Origin of the sequence: Streptomyces sp. JJ36, assembly GCF_021696945.1 — a bacterium.
In the GTDB taxonomy this organism is placed as follows: Bacteria; Actinomycetota; Actinomycetes; order Streptomycetales; family Streptomycetaceae; genus Streptomyces.
The window spans coordinates 1-16,546 of record NZ_JACYHE010000045.1 but is presented as its reverse complement, the minus strand read 5'-3'; the positions used below and the strand labels follow the sequence as shown (position 1 = coordinate 16,546).

Annotated in this window: 13 protein-coding genes, 2 pseudogenes and 1 riboswitch; of the genes and pseudogenes, 5 read left to right on the top strand and 10 right to left on the bottom strand. The window is 76.2% G+C overall.

The window, feature by feature from the left end:
* Positions 1 to 76: 76 nt before the first annotated feature.
* Positions 77 to 1,042: pseudogene (locus HOY81_RS17415) on the bottom strand (M23 family metallopeptidase); the annotation flags it as partial.
* A gap of 578 nt (positions 1,043 to 1,620) precedes the next feature.
* Positions 1,621 to 1,762: riboswitch (cyclic di-AMP (ydaO/yuaA leader) on the bottom strand.
* Positions 1,763 to 2,007: 245 nt separating this feature from the next.
* Positions 2,008 to 2,787 carry a hypothetical protein gene (locus HOY81_RS17410; RefSeq protein WP_237321354.1) on the bottom strand — a complete coding sequence of 260 codons (780 nt, stop codon included), beginning with the start codon at positions 2,785 to 2,787 and terminating at the stop codon, positions 2,008 to 2,010.
* Between the two features lie 456 nt (positions 2,788 to 3,243).
* Here HOY81_RS17410 and HOY81_RS17405 point away from each other — a divergent pair, with 456 nt between their 5' ends.
* The 4 genes from HOY81_RS17405 (at position 3,244) to HOY81_RS17390 (ending at position 8,090) form a co-directional block, all read left to right on the top strand.
* Positions 3,244 to 4,185 carry a hypothetical protein gene (locus tag HOY81_RS17405; protein WP_237321353.1) on the top strand — a complete coding sequence of 314 codons (942 nt, stop codon included), beginning with the start codon at positions 3,244 to 3,246 and terminating at the stop codon, positions 4,183 to 4,185.
* A 280-nt stretch (positions 4,186 to 4,465) separates the two neighbouring features.
* A complete protein-coding gene (locus HOY81_RS17400; protein WP_237321352.1) occupies positions 4,466 to 5,143 on the top strand; it encodes a class F sortase in 678 nt (225 codons plus the stop codon).
* Between the two features lie 201 nt (positions 5,144 to 5,344).
* Positions 5,345 to 6,736 (top strand): glycoside hydrolase family 16 protein, encoded by a 1,392-nt coding sequence (locus tag HOY81_RS17395; RefSeq protein WP_237321351.1) that lies wholly within the window; start codon positions 5,345 to 5,347, stop codon positions 6,734 to 6,736.
* A 268-nt stretch (positions 6,737 to 7,004) separates the two neighbouring features.
* Complete coding sequence (locus HOY81_RS17390; RefSeq protein ID WP_237321350.1) at positions 7,005 to 8,090, top strand: hypothetical protein; 1,086 nt, start codon at positions 7,005 to 7,007, stop codon at positions 8,088 to 8,090.
* A gap of 121 nt (positions 8,091 to 8,211) precedes the next feature.
* Here the strand turns inward: HOY81_RS17390 and HOY81_RS17385 are convergent, their stop codons facing one another.
* The 3 genes from HOY81_RS17385 to HOY81_RS17375 all read right to left on the bottom strand — a co-directional run bounded on the left by HOY81_RS17385 (position 8,212) and on the right by HOY81_RS17375 (position 11,598).
* Positions 8,212 to 9,915: an FAD-binding oxidoreductase gene (locus tag HOY81_RS17385; RefSeq protein ID WP_237321349.1), complete on the bottom strand. Its 1,704-nt coding sequence runs from the start codon at positions 9,913 to 9,915 to the stop codon at positions 8,212 to 8,214.
* 242 nt (positions 9,916 to 10,157) lie between these two features.
* Positions 10,158 to 10,754: a dihydrofolate reductase family protein gene (locus HOY81_RS17380; protein ID WP_237321348.1), complete on the bottom strand. Its 597-nt coding sequence runs from the start codon at positions 10,752 to 10,754 to the stop codon at positions 10,158 to 10,160.
* A gap of 244 nt (positions 10,755 to 10,998) precedes the next feature.
* Entirely contained in the window at positions 10,999 to 11,598 is a 600-nt protein-coding gene (locus HOY81_RS17375; RefSeq protein WP_237321347.1) for a hypothetical protein, read from the bottom strand.
* Positions 11,599 to 11,880: 282 nt separating this feature from the next.
* On the opposite strand from HOY81_RS17375, the gene HOY81_RS17370 reads away from it, so the two are divergent.
* A complete protein-coding gene (locus tag HOY81_RS17370) occupies positions 11,881 to 13,161 on the top strand; it encodes a cytochrome P450 (RefSeq protein ID WP_237321346.1) in 1,281 nt (426 codons plus the stop codon).
* 96 nt (positions 13,162 to 13,257) lie between these two features.
* Here the strand turns inward: HOY81_RS17370 and HOY81_RS17365 are convergent, their stop codons facing one another.
* The 5 genes and pseudogenes from HOY81_RS17365 to HOY81_RS17345 form a co-directional block, all read right to left on the bottom strand.
* Positions 13,258 to 14,700 (bottom strand): cytochrome P450, encoded by a 1,443-nt coding sequence (locus tag HOY81_RS17365; RefSeq protein WP_237321381.1) that lies wholly within the window; start codon positions 14,698 to 14,700, stop codon positions 13,258 to 13,260.
* A gap of 125 nt (positions 14,701 to 14,825) precedes the next feature.
* Positions 14,826 to 15,458, bottom strand: a complete 633-nt coding sequence (locus tag HOY81_RS17360; RefSeq protein ID WP_237321345.1) for an ATP/GTP-binding protein — start codon at positions 15,456 to 15,458, stop codon at positions 14,826 to 14,828.
* Positions 15,436 to 15,798 carry a DUF742 domain-containing protein gene (locus tag HOY81_RS17355; RefSeq protein ID WP_237321344.1) on the bottom strand — a complete coding sequence of 121 codons (363 nt, stop codon included), beginning with the start codon at positions 15,796 to 15,798 and terminating at the stop codon, positions 15,436 to 15,438. Before HOY81_RS17355 ends, HOY81_RS17360 begins: the two co-directional genes overlap by 23 nt.
* The gene (locus tag HOY81_RS17350) at positions 15,795 to 16,208 is read right to left on the bottom strand and encodes a roadblock/LC7 domain-containing protein (RefSeq protein WP_237321343.1); all 414 of its coding nucleotides are present in this window, start codon (positions 16,206 to 16,208) and stop codon (positions 15,795 to 15,797) included. Before HOY81_RS17350 ends, HOY81_RS17355 begins: the two co-directional genes overlap by 4 nt.
* A pseudogene (locus HOY81_RS17345) lies at positions 16,205 to 16,546 on the bottom strand (hypothetical protein); the annotation flags it as partial. The gene HOY81_RS17350 and the pseudogene HOY81_RS17345, both read right to left, overlap by 4 nt.

Below are 16,546 nucleotides of genomic sequence, written 5' to 3'. Positions count from 1 at the left end.
CCTCCGGGGCCGGGAGCGCCCGGAGGGACGGTCACGGGGCGTGCGGGTCCCGGCCCCGCGGCCGGCTGCGGCGGTGTCAGACGCCGAGCCCCTTGCCGCGCAGCCAGGCGAGCGGGTCGACGGGGTCGCCGCCACCGGGCCGGACCTCCAGGTGCAGGTGGGGGCCGGTGGAGTTGCCGGTGGAGCCGACGTTGCCGATGACGTCCTTGGTGGTGACCTCGGCACCGGCCGAGACGTTCATCGAGGAGAGGTGGCAGTACCAGATCTCGGTGCCGTCCTCGAGCTCCAGCACGATGCGGTAGCCGTACGAACCGGCCCAGCCCGCCTCCTTGACGGTGCCGGAGTGGACCGCCAGCACCGGGGTGCCGGTCTGGGCGGCGAAGTCCTGGCCGGTGTGGTTGTTCTCCCACATGCCGCCCGCGGCGCCGTAGCCGGAGGTGAGGGTGTAGGAGGAGAGGGGCAGCGAGTAGCTGCGGGCGAGGCGTTCCAGCCGCTCCTGCTCGGCCTTGCGGGCGGCCTCCCGCCGCTTCCGCTCCTCCTCGGCCTTCCGTTCGGCCTCGGCCTTGGCCGCGGCCGCCGCGGCTTCCTCGGCCGCCTTGTCCGCGGCGGCCTCGGTGGCCTGCTGCCGGGCGGTCTGGTCGGCGTCGTTCTGCTGCTGCGCGGCCTGGGCGAGGATGCGGGCGCGGAGCGCCTCTCCCGCGTCGCCGGACTGCGACGGGTCGCCGGTGCCGCTGAACCCGGCCTGGGTGAGGGGGGCCTGAGCGGGTGCGGCGGTGTCGCCGGAGTCGCCCGCGGCGCCGCCGCCCATGCCGGGAAGGTCGCCGGGGAGCTCGTCCGCGACGGCGTCCGCCAGCGAGGGCAGGTCGGGCATGGATATCGCGGTCGGCGACTTGTCCTTGGCGCTGGCCATGCCGCCCGCGCCCACCGCCGCGATCATGCCGACGCCGAGCACGGCGCTGCTGCGGGCCATGCCGCCGCGCTGCTTGGCGACGCGGTGGCGGCCGCGCACCGGGCGCAGGGAGTCCTCGGTCGGGTTCCACTCGGTGAACCCGTCCTCCTGGGCGGGGCCGTAGGCCGGGGCGAAGTGGGGTTCGGCCGGGGCGGCGTCGCCGAGGTCGCCGCTGTGGCCGAGGCCGGAACCGGAGGTGAGGCCGGCTCCGGAGGTGCAGGCGGTGGCGGAGACGGGCGTCTCGAACTGCGCGGTGTCGAACTGGCCGGTGCCGAACTGGCCGAACGCACCCGTGTCGGACTGGCCGGTGCCGAACTGGCCCGTGTCGAACTGGCCGAACTGCGCGGTGTCGTACTGACCGGTGCCCCACGTGTCCCACGCGCCGGCGTGTCCGGAGCCGGCGTCCGCCGCGCCGTGGAGCCCCTGGCCCCCGTAGGTCCCGGTCCCGTGGAAGTCGTACGCGCCCTGGTGGCCGTGTGGTGCGGCGAAGGCGGCGCCGCCGTCGTCACCGCAGTCCCCGTAGCCGGGGTACGTGCCGTGGTCCGCGTACGGAGCCGCGTCCTGCGGGCCTGCGGGGGCGACGGGACCGGAGCCGGAACCGTGCTGGTCCTCGTAGAGCGAGTCGTACGAGGCCTCGGGGGCATGCCTCTTCAACGCCACGAGTGGCGCTCTCCTTCCTTCCTTCACGCCGACCGGGTTAGCTGACGGGTTCGGAGCAGGAAGGTCTCCTACGGCAAGTCCCCTGCGGGACCGGCCGATTCACCCCACGATGGTGGTTCCCCGGCTCCCTCGGTGCAGTGGTTATCGAGTTGTCGTGGTGTGACACACGATGTGCACGTGCGGGATTAGGCGACGGCGCACGGTGCCGACTTCTGTGACGGCTGTGACGACCGCGCTGCGTTATCGAACGTTAATAGACCCGCAGCCGAGATTCCAAGCGCTTCCCTGGTTTTTGTCGAGGCTTGAGCATGGACTTACCAGCCAGTTCGGGCAATGAGGACGCAGGCGTCGCCGGGCGCGTTCGGGCGCTCACAGCGTGCTGTGCGGGAAGGAGCCGGTCAGGGGCCGGGAGTGAGGATGCGCACCCGCTGCCAGGCGGGCCGGCCTTGCTGCGCGGGAGCGGCGTTCTCCGCCCGGCCGCCCTCCTCGCCCGGGCCGGGGACGGTACGGGCCGCAGCGCCCGGCGAACCGCCGGAGCCCGCGGACCCGGTGGCCCGCCCGCCGTCGTGCTCCCGGGTGGCCCCGGCGCCGTACCCGGTGGAGTCGGCGTGCCCGCCGTGGCCGGTCTGCTCGCCGGGGGCGGCCTGCCCGGTCTGCTCGCCTGGGGCGCCGTGCCCGGCGTGGGCGCCGCCGCCCGTGCTCCCCGGATCCCCGTACGGCGCGCCGTAGCCGGAACCGGCACCGGCCGGGTCCTCGTGCGCGGGGTCCGCGGAGCCGTGAGCCGCAGAGCCGTGAGCCGCAGAGCCGTGAGCCGCAGGACCGTGTCCGGGGAATCCGTACGGGGAGGAGCCGTACCCGGCAGTGCCGTACCCCGGCGGGCCGTACGCCGGGGAGCCGTACCCGGAGGTCCCGTACGCCGGGGAGCCGTACGCGGCGTCACCGCATCCCCGGCCGCCGTGCCCCCGGGGGTTCGCGGGCTCGGCGTGGTCGCGGGCGGGCCCGTATGCGGAGCCGTATGCGCCCTCGGCGTACGGCGTGCCGCCGCCGTACGCGTCCCCGGAGCCGTACCGGGGCCCGGAGGCGTAGGGGTGTCCGGCCTCGTCCCCGGGGCGGGCGGTGAAGCCGAGGCCGGTGCCGGGGGCGCCGCCCGGGCCGGCCCGGCCCGGCGCCCGCGGCACGGTGCGCCCGTGACCGGTCCACTCGCGGACGAGCGCTTCGTAGATGGGTGTGGGTGCGCCTCCCGACGGGGGCGCGGGCGGGCGGGGAACCGTTTCACCCGGCCATGCCGCAGCGGTCCAGTGCTTCAGCGTCACTGCCATGCCCGGCCAACGAGTCGCCACCGGGGCCGGTCACCCGCCCGGATCAGCGGCGTCACCCACACGGCGGCGCGCCGTCCCCTTCACTCGTCCATCGCAACGCCTCCGCCTGCGGTGCGCCGGGCAGCGCGCCTGACGTGCGCCTCCGGCGCGCTCACAGATGCCGCGCGCCCGCACATCGGGCGCCCGCCCGCAGACCGTACGGGCGTTCGTCGGCAGGCGCGTGCGGGCTCGGGCCGGTTGGCTCGGGGGAGCGGACCTGTCCCCGACCCCGCGCGGCGCAGCAGCGCGCCGCACCGCTCCACGGAGGTATCGCCCATGCGTCCCACACATCCCCGGCGTACGCGCCCCGCACCGGCCGCTTCCGGCGCTCCGTCGCGCATATGCCTGGGCCGCCTGCTGACCGGAGCGGCCCTCTCGGTCGCCGCCACGGGGCTCGCCACGACCTCCGCCGCCGCCGGCGACTTCGGCAACATCCGGGTGGCGCCGGACCCGGCGCCACCGGGGAGCACGGTCCGGCTGTCGACGAACGCCTGCGGTGACGACGGTGCCACCGCCACCGTCGACGCCTCCTCGCTCGGCGTCGGCGAGCTGACGCTGAACGCTCCCGATCCGGCGAAGCCCCAGCTTCTGCGGGCGGAGTTCACCGTCCCGGGCAACGCCAAGCCCGGCAACTACGGCATCGGCGGCTCCTGCGACAACGGCAACGAGCTCACCGGCACCGTCGTCGTGGGCAAGGGTGCGCCGAAGGCCGGGAAGGGGGACGCCGGACACGACGGGAACGCCGGGAAACCCGTGCCGAAGGACCGGCCCGCCCCCGCCGACCCGGGCCACCGGGAGCCCGGCCACCAGCAGGACCCGGACGGGAAGGAGCCGCCGCAGGACCACCAGCGGCACGTCCCGGACGCCGGGGACGGGCACCAGCCGCCGCAGGACCAGGACCCGCAGCAACACGACCCGCGGGACCACGACCCCCGCGACCACGAGATGCGGGACCACCCCGTGCAGGGCCACGACCAGCGGCACCACGACGGCCGGCATCAGGACATGCGGCACCACGACGGGTACGGCCACGCCGGCCGGGACCACCACGGGCACGACGGCGAGCACGGGCCCATGCCCCGCGGCCGGGTGCACGCGGGCACCGGCGGGAGCGGCGGCGTCGACACCGCCCAGCTCGCCGGAGGCTCGCTGGCCCTCGTCGCGGCGGCGGGCGGCGCGTTCTACCTGCGCCGTCGTCACGTGACGCGGGGTCACTGACCGGCGTCCAGGGAGCCGTCCGCTGCGGCAGCGGCCTCCCGGAGCTCGCCGGCCCCCGGCGGGGACGGTGCGCGGGCGACACCCCAGGCGGCGTCGTCCGCGCACCGGGGCGTCCCGGCGTACGGACGGGCGTACGAACGCCCCGACGGAGGCCCCACGGAGGCCCCCACGGACAGACCCACGGACGGTCCCGCGCACCCATGGTCCCGTGCCCCGGAGCCCCGCGGCGGGCTGCGCGGCGGGACGGCGACACAGCGAACACGGAAGGGAGGCTGACGAGGTGCCGCAGAGCACCCGGTCCCGCGGCGTCGAGACCGTCGTCGCCACCGGCACGGCGGCGGCGCTGTGCGCGGGGGTGTGGCTGCTGGACCACGGGACGGACCGGCACACCCCGCCCCGCCCTCCGGCCGCCCATGCCGTCACCACCGATCCCCGCCCCTCGGCGGAGTCCGTGCCCGAGCTCTCACCCGTCCCGATGTCCGGCCGGCCGGAGCGCGTTCGCGTTCCCGCGATCGGGGTGGACGCGCCGCTCACCGGGCTGGGACTCACCGGGGACGGCGCGCTGGAGGCGCCGCCGCGGGACGAGGGGGAGGCGGCGGGCTGGTACGAGGACGGCACGGTCCCCGGCGACGTGGGGACGGCGCTGGTCGCGGGGCACGTGGACACCGCCGAAGGCCCGGCGGTCTTCTACCGCCTCGGCGCGCTGAAGGAGGGGGCCACGGTCCTGATCGACCGGCAGGACGGGCTCACCGCGACCTTCGTGGTGGACGCCGTCGAGGTCTACGAGGGGCCGGACTTCCCGGACCAGCGGGTGTACGGCCCTGCGGCGCGGCCGGAGATCCGGCTGATCACCTGCGGGGGCAGCTTCGACCCCGAAGCGGGGGGCTACCAGGGGAACGTGGTGGTCTTCGCCCACCTGACGGGTATCGGACGGACCGCGGAGGACGACGCGCCATGAGAGCGCTCTCTTGACGGGTCCACCTCAACGTGGTCGACTCGCCGGAGGCCACGAATAGTACGGACCAGAGCCCCCGGAACGGCTCGGAGCGCGGCGCCCCCACGCGCGCCGCCACGGCGAGACGGACCGCGCGCCCCGGCCCGTACCGGCCCGCGCGTCACCCCCGACAGCGCCCCCCACACGCGCAGATGAGGTGAGTCCATGTTCTCGCGGTCCCCCCGGTCCCCCCAGTCCCCCCGGTCCTCCGGGGCATCCGAACCCTCCGGCTCCGCCCGCCGTTCCGGCACCCCTTCCCGCTCCCGGCCGGGCCTCCGCGGCCGCCGCAGAGCGTCGCTGCTCGCCGCCGGTCTGACCGCAGCCCTCGGCCTGGCCGCCCTGGGCGCCACGCCCGCCACCGGCTCCCCGGCCGGAGCCCCCGCCGCGGAACCCGCGGCGGCGGAGGCGGCCGCCCCCATGGCCGTCACCTTCGAGGACACCTTCGACGGCCCGGCCGGCGCCGCCGTCGACGGCTCCAAGTGGCAGCTCGAGACCGGCGACAACGTCAACAACCACGAACGCCAGTACTACACACCGGGCAACGCCAACGCCGCCCTGGACGGCGACGGCCACCTGGTGATCACCGCACGCAAGGAGAACCCGGGCGACTACCAGTGCTGGTACGGCCGGTGCGAGTACACCTCCGCCCGGCTCAACACCGCGGGCCGCTTCACCCAGACGTACGGCCATGTGGAGGCCCGGCTCAAGGTCCCGCGCGGGCAGGGCATGTGGCCCGCCTTCTGGATGCTCGGCCACGACATCGGCGACGTCGGCTGGCCGGCCAGCGGCGAGATCGACGTGATGGAGAACGTCGGCTTTGAGCCGAGCACCGTGCACGGCACCCTGCACGGCCCGGGCTACTCCGGCTCCGAGGGCATCGGCGCCGGCTACACCCTCCCGAACGGCGAGGAGTTCGCCGACGGCTTCCACACCTTCGCCGTCGACTGGGCGCCCGACCGCATCACCTGGTCCGTCGACGGGCAGGTCTACCAGACCCGGACGCCCGCCGACCTCGGCGGCGACCCCTGGGTCTTCGACAAGCCCTTCTTCCTCATCCTCAACCTGGCGGTCGGCGGCTACTGGCCCGGCGACCCGGACTCCAGCACCGTCTTCCCGCAGCAGCTCGTGGTCGACCACGTGCGCGTCACCAGCGGCGACTCCGGCGGGGGCGGCAGCACCGGGCCGATCACCGGCCTGGCCGGGAAGTGCGTCGACGTGGCCGGGGCGGACACCGCGAACGGCACGCCCGTGCAGCTCTACGACTGCAACGGCACCGCGGCCCAGCAGTGGACCGTCGCCGGCGACGGCACCCTGCGGGCGCTCGGCAAGTGCCTGGACGTGGACGCGGGCGGCACGGCCGACGGCACCAGGGTGCAGCTCTGGGAGTGCAACGGCACCGCCGCCCAGCAGTGGGTGGTGAGCGGTGCGAACGACATCGTCAACCCGCAGGCCGACAAGTGCCTCGACGTGACGGGCAACGACTCCGCCAACGGCACCCCGCTGCAGATCTGGACCTGCACCGGAGCCGCCAACCAGAAGTGGAACGCGCCGTCCTGAGCCGGCACCGGCCCGGGCCGCGCAGGTCCGGGCCGCTGCCGGGGCCCCCGTCACCGCGGGGCCCCGGCAGCGGCCGCTGCGGCTCCGCGCGCGCCCGTCCGGGCCCGTCGCGGTGCGCCCGGCCCCGTGTTCGCGTCCCCGCCGGCCCCCGCCGGCGGGGACGCCCCTTCCGACCTGCGCCGTCCCGGCGTCTCCCCCGGGTCGGCACAGGATCCTTACACCGCCCGGGTTCCACCGGTGGGCCGGGGGCCCATAGCCTTCCCGCGCCATGGACTATTGCCCCCCGTGCCGGCGGTACCTGAACGGCGCCCTGGCCTGCCCGGGCTGCGGCACACCCGCCGATTTCCTGCCGGCCGCACCGGCCCGGCCCGTCCTCCCCGGCGACGGCCCGCCGCCCGCACCGGGCGCCGGCGCTCCGGGACCCGTCTACGTGCCGCAGGAGGCCCGCCCCCGCGGACCGTACGGGCAGGAACCGTACGGGCAGCCGGACCCGTACGCGCCCGGCGGGCCGCACGCCGCCCGGCAGCCGCAGCACCCCCACCCGCCGCAGGGATACGGCCTGCCCCGGACCCCGGGCCGGCCGGACCCGTACGGGCCCGCCGCCGGTGACCGCCCCGCACCGCCGCCCGGACCGGGGCCCGGACCGGCGTCCCCCGCGGAGGGCGCACCGGCGCCCGGTGCCGCTGCGGGCCCCGGTGCCCCGGACGAGCCCGCGGCGGAAGCCCGCCCGGAGGACGACCCCCACCACGAGGCCCCCGCCACGCACCCCGAGGGACGCTCCGGACGCGGACACGGACGCGGACGCCGGGCGCGGCGCGGCCGGGGCCGCCGGGTGGTGGTGCTGGCGGCCTGCCTGGGGGTGGCCCTGCTGGGGGTGAGCGTGGCCGAGATCGGGGCCCCGGGCTCTCTCCCTTGGGACGGACCGCTCTCCTCGGGCCCCGAGGACGTCGAGGACCAGGCCGCCGGGCAGGACGGTGCTGCGGGGCAGGACGCCGGGGACGGAGACGGCGTGGGCGTGGGCCAGGGCCGGCTGCCCTCGGGCGCGCCGGGCGCGTCCGAGGAGGCCTCGCCCTCCGCGAGCGAGAGCGGGAAGGACGAGAAGAAGCCGGAGGACGAGGCGTCGGACGACGCCTCGGGCGACCCGTCGGAGGAACCGTCCGGCGAGGCGTCGCCGGAGCCCACCAGCGAGACGGGCACCATCCGGCCGGACCCGGGCGACACCGCACCCGAGCCGACCCGGCCGCCGCCCACCTCGGAGCCCGAGCCCACCCAGCCCTCCGATCCCCCACCGGACCAGGGCGACGATCCACCCCAGGACGACGAGGACGACTGCTTCCTCTGGTGGTGCTCCTGACCCGCCGGGCCTCCCGCGTCCCCGCCGTCCGCCGTCGCCGTACGCCACCCGCCGTACCCCTGTCGCCGGCCCGGCCTCTCCGCCCGCTCAGCACCCGGGGCCGATGGGCCCCGGGGCCGGTTCAGCCGCGTGCCGGGTCGAGGAGCACTCCCGGGTTGAGGATGCCGTGCGGGTCGAGCGCTGTCTTCGCGGCGCGCAGCGCCAGCGCGAAGGGCTCCGGGCGCTGCCGGTCGTAGGCCGGGCGGTGGTCCCGGCCGACCGCGTGGTGGTGCGTGACGGTGGCCCGGTGCCGGAGCAGGGTCTCCAGGGCGGCTGCCTTGACCTCGTCCCACATGGCGGCCTCCCGGCCGGGCCGGCCGGGGGCGAGCACGGTGAAGTAGAGCGCGGGGCCGTCCGGATAGACGTGCGTGACGCGGCAGTTCAGCGTGGCGGGCGCCCCGGTGACGCGGCGTACGGCGGCGCCCACCTCCTCCCGTACGGCGGCGTGCAGCGCGGCGGCGCGGTCCCAGGTGCAGGCGGTCTCGAAGGTCTCGGTGAGCACGCTCATCCGGGCCAGCGCGTCGCGGAGGTAGGGCATCCGCAGGAAGGCCCGCCGCCACGCGTCCACCGCGCCGTCCCCGGGCCCCCCTTCCTCCCCGGCGTCCCCGGCGGTCCCGCCCTCTCCGCCCGGTGCCGGGGCGTGCCGGGTGCGCGGCGTGCCGCCGTGGTCCCGGGCGACGGCGACGAGTTCGGCGAGCCGCCCCTCGACCGGGTGGTGGGCGGATTCGGCGCCGAGCACCAGCACGCTCTCGTCGTCCCGGCCCGGTGCGGACGCCCCGGCGAGGGCCGCCTCCCCGGGGTCGAGCAGCCGGCAGTTCGCCGGGTGCAGCCCGGACTGCGCGATGGCCCGTACGGCCTCCAGCCCGGCCTCGAAGCCGCCGGGCCCGGCGAAGCCGAGCGCCGCGGACGCCTTGTGCCGGGGGCGGTCCTGGAGCCGCATCCAGGCCTCGGTGATGACCCCGAGGGTGCCCTCGGAGCCGAGGAAGAGCCGGTCCGGGGAGGGGCCGGCGCCCGAGGCGGGCAGCCGCCAGGACTCGTTGACCCCGGCGGGGGTGACCACCCGCAGCGACTCCGTCAGGTCGTCGATGTGCGTCCAGAGGGTGGCGTAGTGGCCGCCGGCGCGGGTGGCCAGCCAGCCGCCGAGGGTGGAGAACTCGAAGCTCTGCGGGAAATGACGCAGGGTCAGCCCGTGGGGGCGCAACTGGTCCTCCAGGTCCGGGCCGAGCACGCCGCCCTGGACGCGGGCCGCCCGGCTGGTCCGGTCGATCTCCAGCACCCGGTCGAGGGCGGTGAGGTCGAGGGAGAGCACCGCGGCGTGGTCGTCGGCGCGGTACTCGACGCCGCCGGTGACCGAGCTCCCGCCGCCGTAGGGGATCACGGCGACGTCGTGGGTACCGGCCCAGTCGAGCAGGTCGGCCACCTCGGACTCGGTCTGCGGGTAGGCCACGAGGTCGGGTGCGGCTGCGAGTTCGCCGTGCAGGGCGCGTACGACGTCGCGGTACGCCTTGCCGTAGGTGTGCGCGGCGCGGTCGTACGGCGCCGTGGAGACCCGGTGGGCGAGGGCGCCGGGGGGCGCCAGGCGGGGCGGTGAGAGGTCCAGCCGGGCCGGTTCGGGCACGGGAAGCGGGCGCTCGGGGGCGTCCGTCCGCTCCGTGAAACCGGGGAGCTGCGCGGCGAGCGCCACGCACTCCGCGTCGGGCAGCGCGCGGTCCGCGTGCCCCCAGCCCCACCAGGAGCGCCGGGGGCGCTCGGCGGGGTCGTACGTGCCGTCTGCCGCCATGGCCATGGGCTGCGGTCCCTTCTCGTACGGACGGTGTGCACGCCCCGACGTGAAGTTACCGCAGGGTAGAGGGGCGGCGGGCCGCTTTACGGAATCCGGCCCGCTGTCCAGCGCCACGGACGGGCCCCGCCCCACGGACCGCGCCACGGACGGCCCCGCTCTCCACGGGGGACGGCGCCCCAGCGCGCGTCCGGCGACGGCCGCTCAGGTGGAGCCGGGCCCCGCGGCGCTCCCCGGCCGCGCCGCCCTCACTCCGCCGCGCGGTCGTAGGTGAGGAAGGCGGCGCCGCTCCGGAGCACGAGGTGCTCGGTGAGCTCCCACCGGCGCGGCTCGAAGGCCGCGCCGCCGCCGAAGAGGGGGATGCCGGTGCCGAGGGTCAGCGGCCCCACCTTGAGGACGAGCCGGTCGATCTCCGGCAGCAGGGCGCCCGCCAGCTCGCCGCCCCCGATCAGCCAGAGGTCCCGGCCGTCCTCCTGCTTGAGCTTCCGCACGGTCTCCACCGGGTCGTCCGCGACCAGTTCCACGGCCGGGTCCGGGCTCTCCGTCAGGGTCCGGGAGAACACCAGGTGGCGCAGGTGCGGGTAGGCGTCGGTGAGCCCGGCCCGGAGACCGATCTCGTAGGTGCGGCGCCCCTCCAGGACGGTGTCGAAGCGCGTCCCCCCGGCGGTGACGGAGAGCGCCTCCCGCGCCGGGGCGGGCAGGGTCTCCGGGTATTCCGCGACGATGTGCCGGAGGTAGTCCTCCGGGACCGGCCAGAAGCCGTCCGGGCCGCTCGGGTCGCCGCCGTCCGGGCCGGCGAGGAAGCCGTCGAGCGTGGTGGCGATGTAGTAGACGAGCTTGCGCATGCGTGGGCCTCCCCCGTTGGTCTGTTCGCCGGCGCATGCGTGCGGGCGGGCCCGTGCAGGCCGGCACGACCGCGCGGACGCGGCGCTCGCCGGCCGCCGGACGATCCTCGCACGCCCCCGCCCCGGGCGTCGCGCGCTTTCCCGCGGCCCGGCGCCACGGGCGTCCCGCGCCCGGACGGCCCAGGTACGCCGCCGCCTGGCTGCCGACAGGCGTAACAGGCCCGCACAGATCCGCCGGACGGTGCTAGTCCCAGTGGGAGTCGCCGCGGGCGGGGCCCACCGGGCAGTGGGGGATGCAGTCGGGGCAGGCGTACACCGCGGCGCGGACCTGGATCGCCGCCTCGGTGCTGCGGGCGCAGAGGCAGCAGGTGCGGGCGAGGGCCGGCCGCGCCCCGGCCGCGTGGCGCCCCGGTGTCCCCGGTGCTCCCGGCGCCCCCGCGGTCTCCGGCGCCGGGGGGCCGGAGAGCGCCGACAGCAGCGCGGCGTACAGCCGTTCGGCGCAGGTCCAGTAGCGGTCCCGGGTCGGCGTCACCCGCCAGTGCAGCCCGGGGCCCTGCGCGCGCTGCTGCGGCGGAATCGCCACATGGCAGCCGTCCCCGAGGACCCGCGCGTGGTCCAGCTGCCAGTGGTCCGCGGTGCCGGGCCGGACGAGGAGGTAGACGATGTCCCCGTACCCGTCGTCGATCACGGCGCCCGCGTCCTCGCCGAGCTGCCCGAGGACCCGTTCGCCGAGCCGGCGGGGGATGCGTACGGCGTCCCACCACCGCCCCGCCGGTAACGTCCGTACCTCTGCCGTGTGCGGCTGCACCCAGTGCCGATTCCTGCTCGTGGTCATGGAGCTCACCGGCTCTCCCCTCGTTTCCCCGTCGCCGTTCTCGTACTTCCCTCGTGGTCCACGTGCTATCCGCGCATCCCGTGATCCGGGGCGGCTCCGTCCGCCGGCGCGCTGACGCAGTACCCCTCCCGCGCGAAGGTACGGCGGAACGCCCACTCCCACTTACGCGTACGCGTAGGGAAGTTGTCCTCGCACGCAGCGTGTGCGGAGCGCTCTCGTGCCCGGCCACCGGGCGGCCTAGCGTGCGAAGGGCCAGGCGCTGTACAGGAGTTCGGATCTCAGGAGGCTCAGATGGGGGTTCGGCCCCGCACGGTGATCGACCCGGCCGGCCGCGACATCCACGGGGAGGCGGCCCGCATCCGCGCGAGAGGGCCGGCGACCCGGGTCGAACTGCCCGGCGGGGTGGAGGCCTGGGCGGTCAGCAGCCCGGAGCTGCTGAAGCGGCTGCTCACCGATCCCCGGGTCTCGAAGGACCCGCGGCAGCACTGGCCGGAGTGGATCGAGGGCCGGATCTCCCCGGAGTGGCCGCTCTACACCTGGGTCGCGGTGCGGAACATGTTCACCGCCTACGGGACCGAGCACCGGCGGCTGCGGACGCTCGTCGCCAAGGCGTTCACCGCGCGCCGGACGGAGGCCCTGCGGCCGCGCATCGAGGAGATCACCGCCCGCCTGCTGGACGGCCTCGCCGAGGCCGGGCGGGACGGCGCCGTGGTGGACCTGCGGGAGGGCTTCGCCTACCCGCTGCCCATCCGGGTGATCAGCGAGCTCTTCGGGGTGCCGGAGGAGCAGCGGGCGGAGCTGCGGACCATCGTGGACAGCATCTTCCACACCTCCGCGGACCCGGAGGAGGTCACCGCCACCTACGCCCGGCTGTACGAGGTCCTCGGCGCGCTGGTGACGGCGAAGCGGAAGACCCCGGGCGACGACATGACCAGCGGGCTCATCGCCGCCCGCGACGACGAGGGCGACACCCGGCTGAGCGAGCAGGAACTGCTCGACACCCTGGTGCTCATGATCAGCGCCGGGCACGAGACCACGGTGAACCTCATCGACAACGCGATCCACGCGATGCTCACCCGTCCCGGACAGCTCGCGCTGGTGCGGGAGGGCCGCGCCGGCTGGGACGACGTGATCGAGGAGACGCTGCGGGTGGACGCGCCGGTGGCCAGCCTGCCGCTGCGGTACGCGGTGGAGGACATCCCGCTGGACGCCGCCGCGGACACCGCCGCGGACGGGGACACGGCGGAGGACGCCGGCGCGGACGGCACGGTGATCCGCCGGGGCGAGGCGATCCTCGCCGCGTACGCCGCCGCCGGCCGCTGCCCCGCCCGGTACGGACCGGACGCCGACCGGTTCGACGTGCTCCGCGAGGACAAGGAGCACCTGGCGTTCGGGCACGGCGTGCACTACTGCCTCGGGGCCCCGCTGGGCCGGCTGGAGGCCCGTATCGCCCTGCCGGCGCTCTTCGACCGCTTCCCCGGACTGGAACTGGCGGTGCCGGAGGAGGAGCTGCAGCCGGTGGAGTCCTTCATCTCCAACGGCCACCGGCACCTGCCCGCCCGCCTGGGGTGAACCACCCGGGAGCCACCGGGAGCCGCCCGGGGGCCACGCGGCCGGGCACCGCGTCACCGGTCCGCGCTGCTGCCTGAGCGCTGCCGCGGCCGGGCGTCACCGCCGCTCGCCGGGGAGCGGATCGGGTGCCGCGCCGGCGGCCTCGTCCCGCGTCTCGCCGCGCCACCAGGAACGCAGCGCGGACCAGGCGCGGCGTGCGCCCTGCACGGCCCGTACGGACGGCGCGGTACGGGTGAGCGGCGGCTCCGCGTCGTCCGCGCCCCCGGCGGCACCGGCCTCCGGGAGGCCCCCGGCGCCCGTACCCGCAGGGACCGCCGGGCCCTCCCCGGGCGACGCCGCGGCCGTCCCGGAGCCCGGCCCGGCGGCGTCCGCCGCGGTGGCGGCCGGCGGGAAACGCACCGGCAGCGCGGCGAGGGCCCGGTGGAACGGGCCCGGGCGCCACTCCAGTTCACCGACCGGCACCGCGAGCTCCAGGTCCGGCAGGCGGTCCAGCAGCCGTTCCACCGCCACCGCGGCGATCAGCCGGGCCTGGCCCTGCGCCGGGCAGGTGTGCGGCCCGGCGCTCCAGGCCAGATGGGCCCGGTTCCCGGCCCGCTGCTCCGCGGCGAGTGCCGGGTCGGTGTTCGCGGCGGCGAAGCTGACGACATGGGGCACGCCCGCACGCAGCACCGTGTCCCCGTACGGCACGTCGTGGACGGGGAAGTGCACGCCGTAGTTGGCCATCGGCGGGTCCGTCCACAACACCTCGTCGAGGGCGTCCTCGACCGCCAGGCTGCCACCGGAGAGATCCCCCGCGAAGCGGTCGTCGGAGAGCAGCAGCCGCAGGCTGTTGGCGATGAGGTTCTGCTCCGGCTCGGTGCCGGCGCCCATGAGCAGGACGAGCGTGTGCAGCAGTTCCTCGTCGGTGAGCCCGGCGGGGTGGGCCATCAGCCAGGAGGTCACGTCCGCGCCCGGCCGGTCCCGCTTGAGCGCGATGAGCCGGGTGATGGTGTCGGTGAGCAGGTCGTTGGCCTTCTCGGCGTCCACGCCCTCGAAGATGCCGGACATGCCCTCGACCAGCCGGTCGCCGTAGTCGGGCGGGCAGCCGAACAGCCGGTTGAACACCAGCAGCGGCAGCACCTGCGCGTACTCGCCGAGCAGGTCCGCCTCGCCGCGGGAGGCGAACCCGTCGATGAGCCGGTCGGCGCTGCGGGCGACCCCGGCGGAGAGCGCGTTGGGGTCGACCCGCCCGAGGCTGTCGGTGATGGCCTCCCGGTACCTGCGGTGCTCCTCGCCGTCGGTGAGCAGGGCGTTGGGCCGGTACCCCATCATCGGGACGACCGGGGAGTCCGGGGGCACCGTGCCGTCGGCCAGCGCCCGCCAGCGCCGCGGGTCCTTGGAGAAGGTCTCCGGGGTGCGCAGCACGTGCAGCGCGGCCTCGTAGCCGAGGACGAGGGTGGCGTGCACGCCCGGGGCGAGTTCGACGGGAGCGGTGGGCCCGGTGGCGCGCAGCCGCCGGTAGACGGCGCCCGGGTCGGCGGCGAATCCGGGCCCGTAAATCGGCTCGGCACCGGTGTGCGCCGGGCAGCCGGGCGGCGGCGCGGCACCGCCGGGCGCGGCGCCCTCGGGGGCGGCCTTCTCGGAGGTGGCGCCTTCGGTGGGTCCGGGGGAAGCGGGGGTGGAGGTCACGTGTGCTCCAGGGGACGGGGGTCGCCGATGCGGGTCTGGAGGTACTCGACGAGGGCGATCAGCGCCCGGGTGGAGGAGATCCGGTCGCGGGCGTCGCACCGTACGAGCGGCGTCTCGGGCAGCAGGTCCAGCGCCTCCCGGACCTCCTCGAGGGCGAACTCCGGTGACCCGTCGAACTGGTTGACGGCCACCGCGTACGGGATGCCCAGCTCCTCCAGCACCCCCATCACCTCGAAGGACTGGTCGAGGCGGCGGGTGTCCGCGAGGACCAGCGCGCCCAGCGCGCCCCGGGTCATGTCCTTCCACAGCCGGGTGAAGCGCTGCTGCCCCGGCGCGCCGAAGAGATAGAGCACCAGCCGCTCGCTGAGGGTGAGCCGGCCGAAGTCCATGGCCACCGTGGTGGTGGTCTTGTCCTCGGTCCCCGCGAGATCGTCGACGAGGGCACCGGCCTGCGTCATGATCTCCTCGGTGTGCAGGGGGCGGATCTCGGACAGCGCACCCACCAGCGTCGTCTTCCCGACCGCGAAGTGCCCCACGACGAGCAGCTTCGCCGCGCTCTGCACGCTGCGCCGGAGATAGGCGTCCGCGGCGAGGCCGGGGGAACGGTCAGAGGAGGGAGCGGAGCCCATCGAGGACCTCCTGGAGTATGCGTGCGTCGGACGGCATGGCGGACGGGACGGGCGCGCGGGTGGCGAGGTGGCCGCTGTCCATCAGGTCGGCGACGAGCACCTTGACGACGCTGACCGGCAGCGCCAGATGCCCGGCCACCTCGGCGACCGACAGGGCTCCGGGCCGGCACAGCTCCACCAGCCGCCGCTTCTCCGGGCTCAGCCCGGTGAGGGGCAGGTCGTCCCCGGCAGTCAGCAGGGTGACGAGGTCCAGCGTGTTGCGGGTCGGATGGGCACGCCCGTCGGTGACGACGTACGGCCGCACCAGCCCGCCGTCGGGGCGGCGCCGGGGCGGGCTCATGCCGGGCTGCCGGTGTCCTGCCGCGCCGGGCTGGTCAGCTCCTTGCCGAGCCGGTCGACCAGCTTGTGCATGCGGTAGGTGACCGCCTCCATGTCCACGTTCTCGGTGGTGGACACGGCGAGATGGGCGCCCTCGCCGGCGGCGACGAGGAAGACGTAGCCGTGCGCGAACTCGATGAGGGTCTGCCGCCACGGCGTGTCCTCGCGCCCGCAGAACTCGGCCGTGCTGCGGCTGATGGACTGCACGCCGGAGAGCCCGGCGGCCAGCCGCTCGGCGTCGTCCCGGTCGATGTCCGCGGAATGGGCCCGGAGCATGCCGTCCGCGGAGAGCAGGATCGCGTGCCGGGCCTCCGGCACCTTGAGGACCTCATCGAGCATCCAGCCCAGCTCGTTGGTCATGGGCTCGATCATCCTGGGGTGTTTCCTTCCTCCTGGGGCGTTCCCGTCGGGGCGCCGCGGCCGGGGGTGGGGGTGCCGGCGTCGGGGACGCCGGGGGCGCCGCGGCCGGTGCGGGTGCCGCGGGCGAAGGCGCCCATACGCTGCGCGGCCTCCTCGGCCGTGCGGTCGGGGGGCTGCTCCGCCGCGGCGGCCGCGGGTCGCGCGTCCGGCGCGGGGGCCGGTCGTGCGGCCGCCTGGTGCTGCGGGGACCGGCGGCGCCGCTTGGGCAGCCCGCCGGCAGTGGTCTCCGGCGCGGGAGCGCCGGGCTCTGCGGCCGGACGGCCGGCGGCCGCGGACAGATCGGAAGAGCA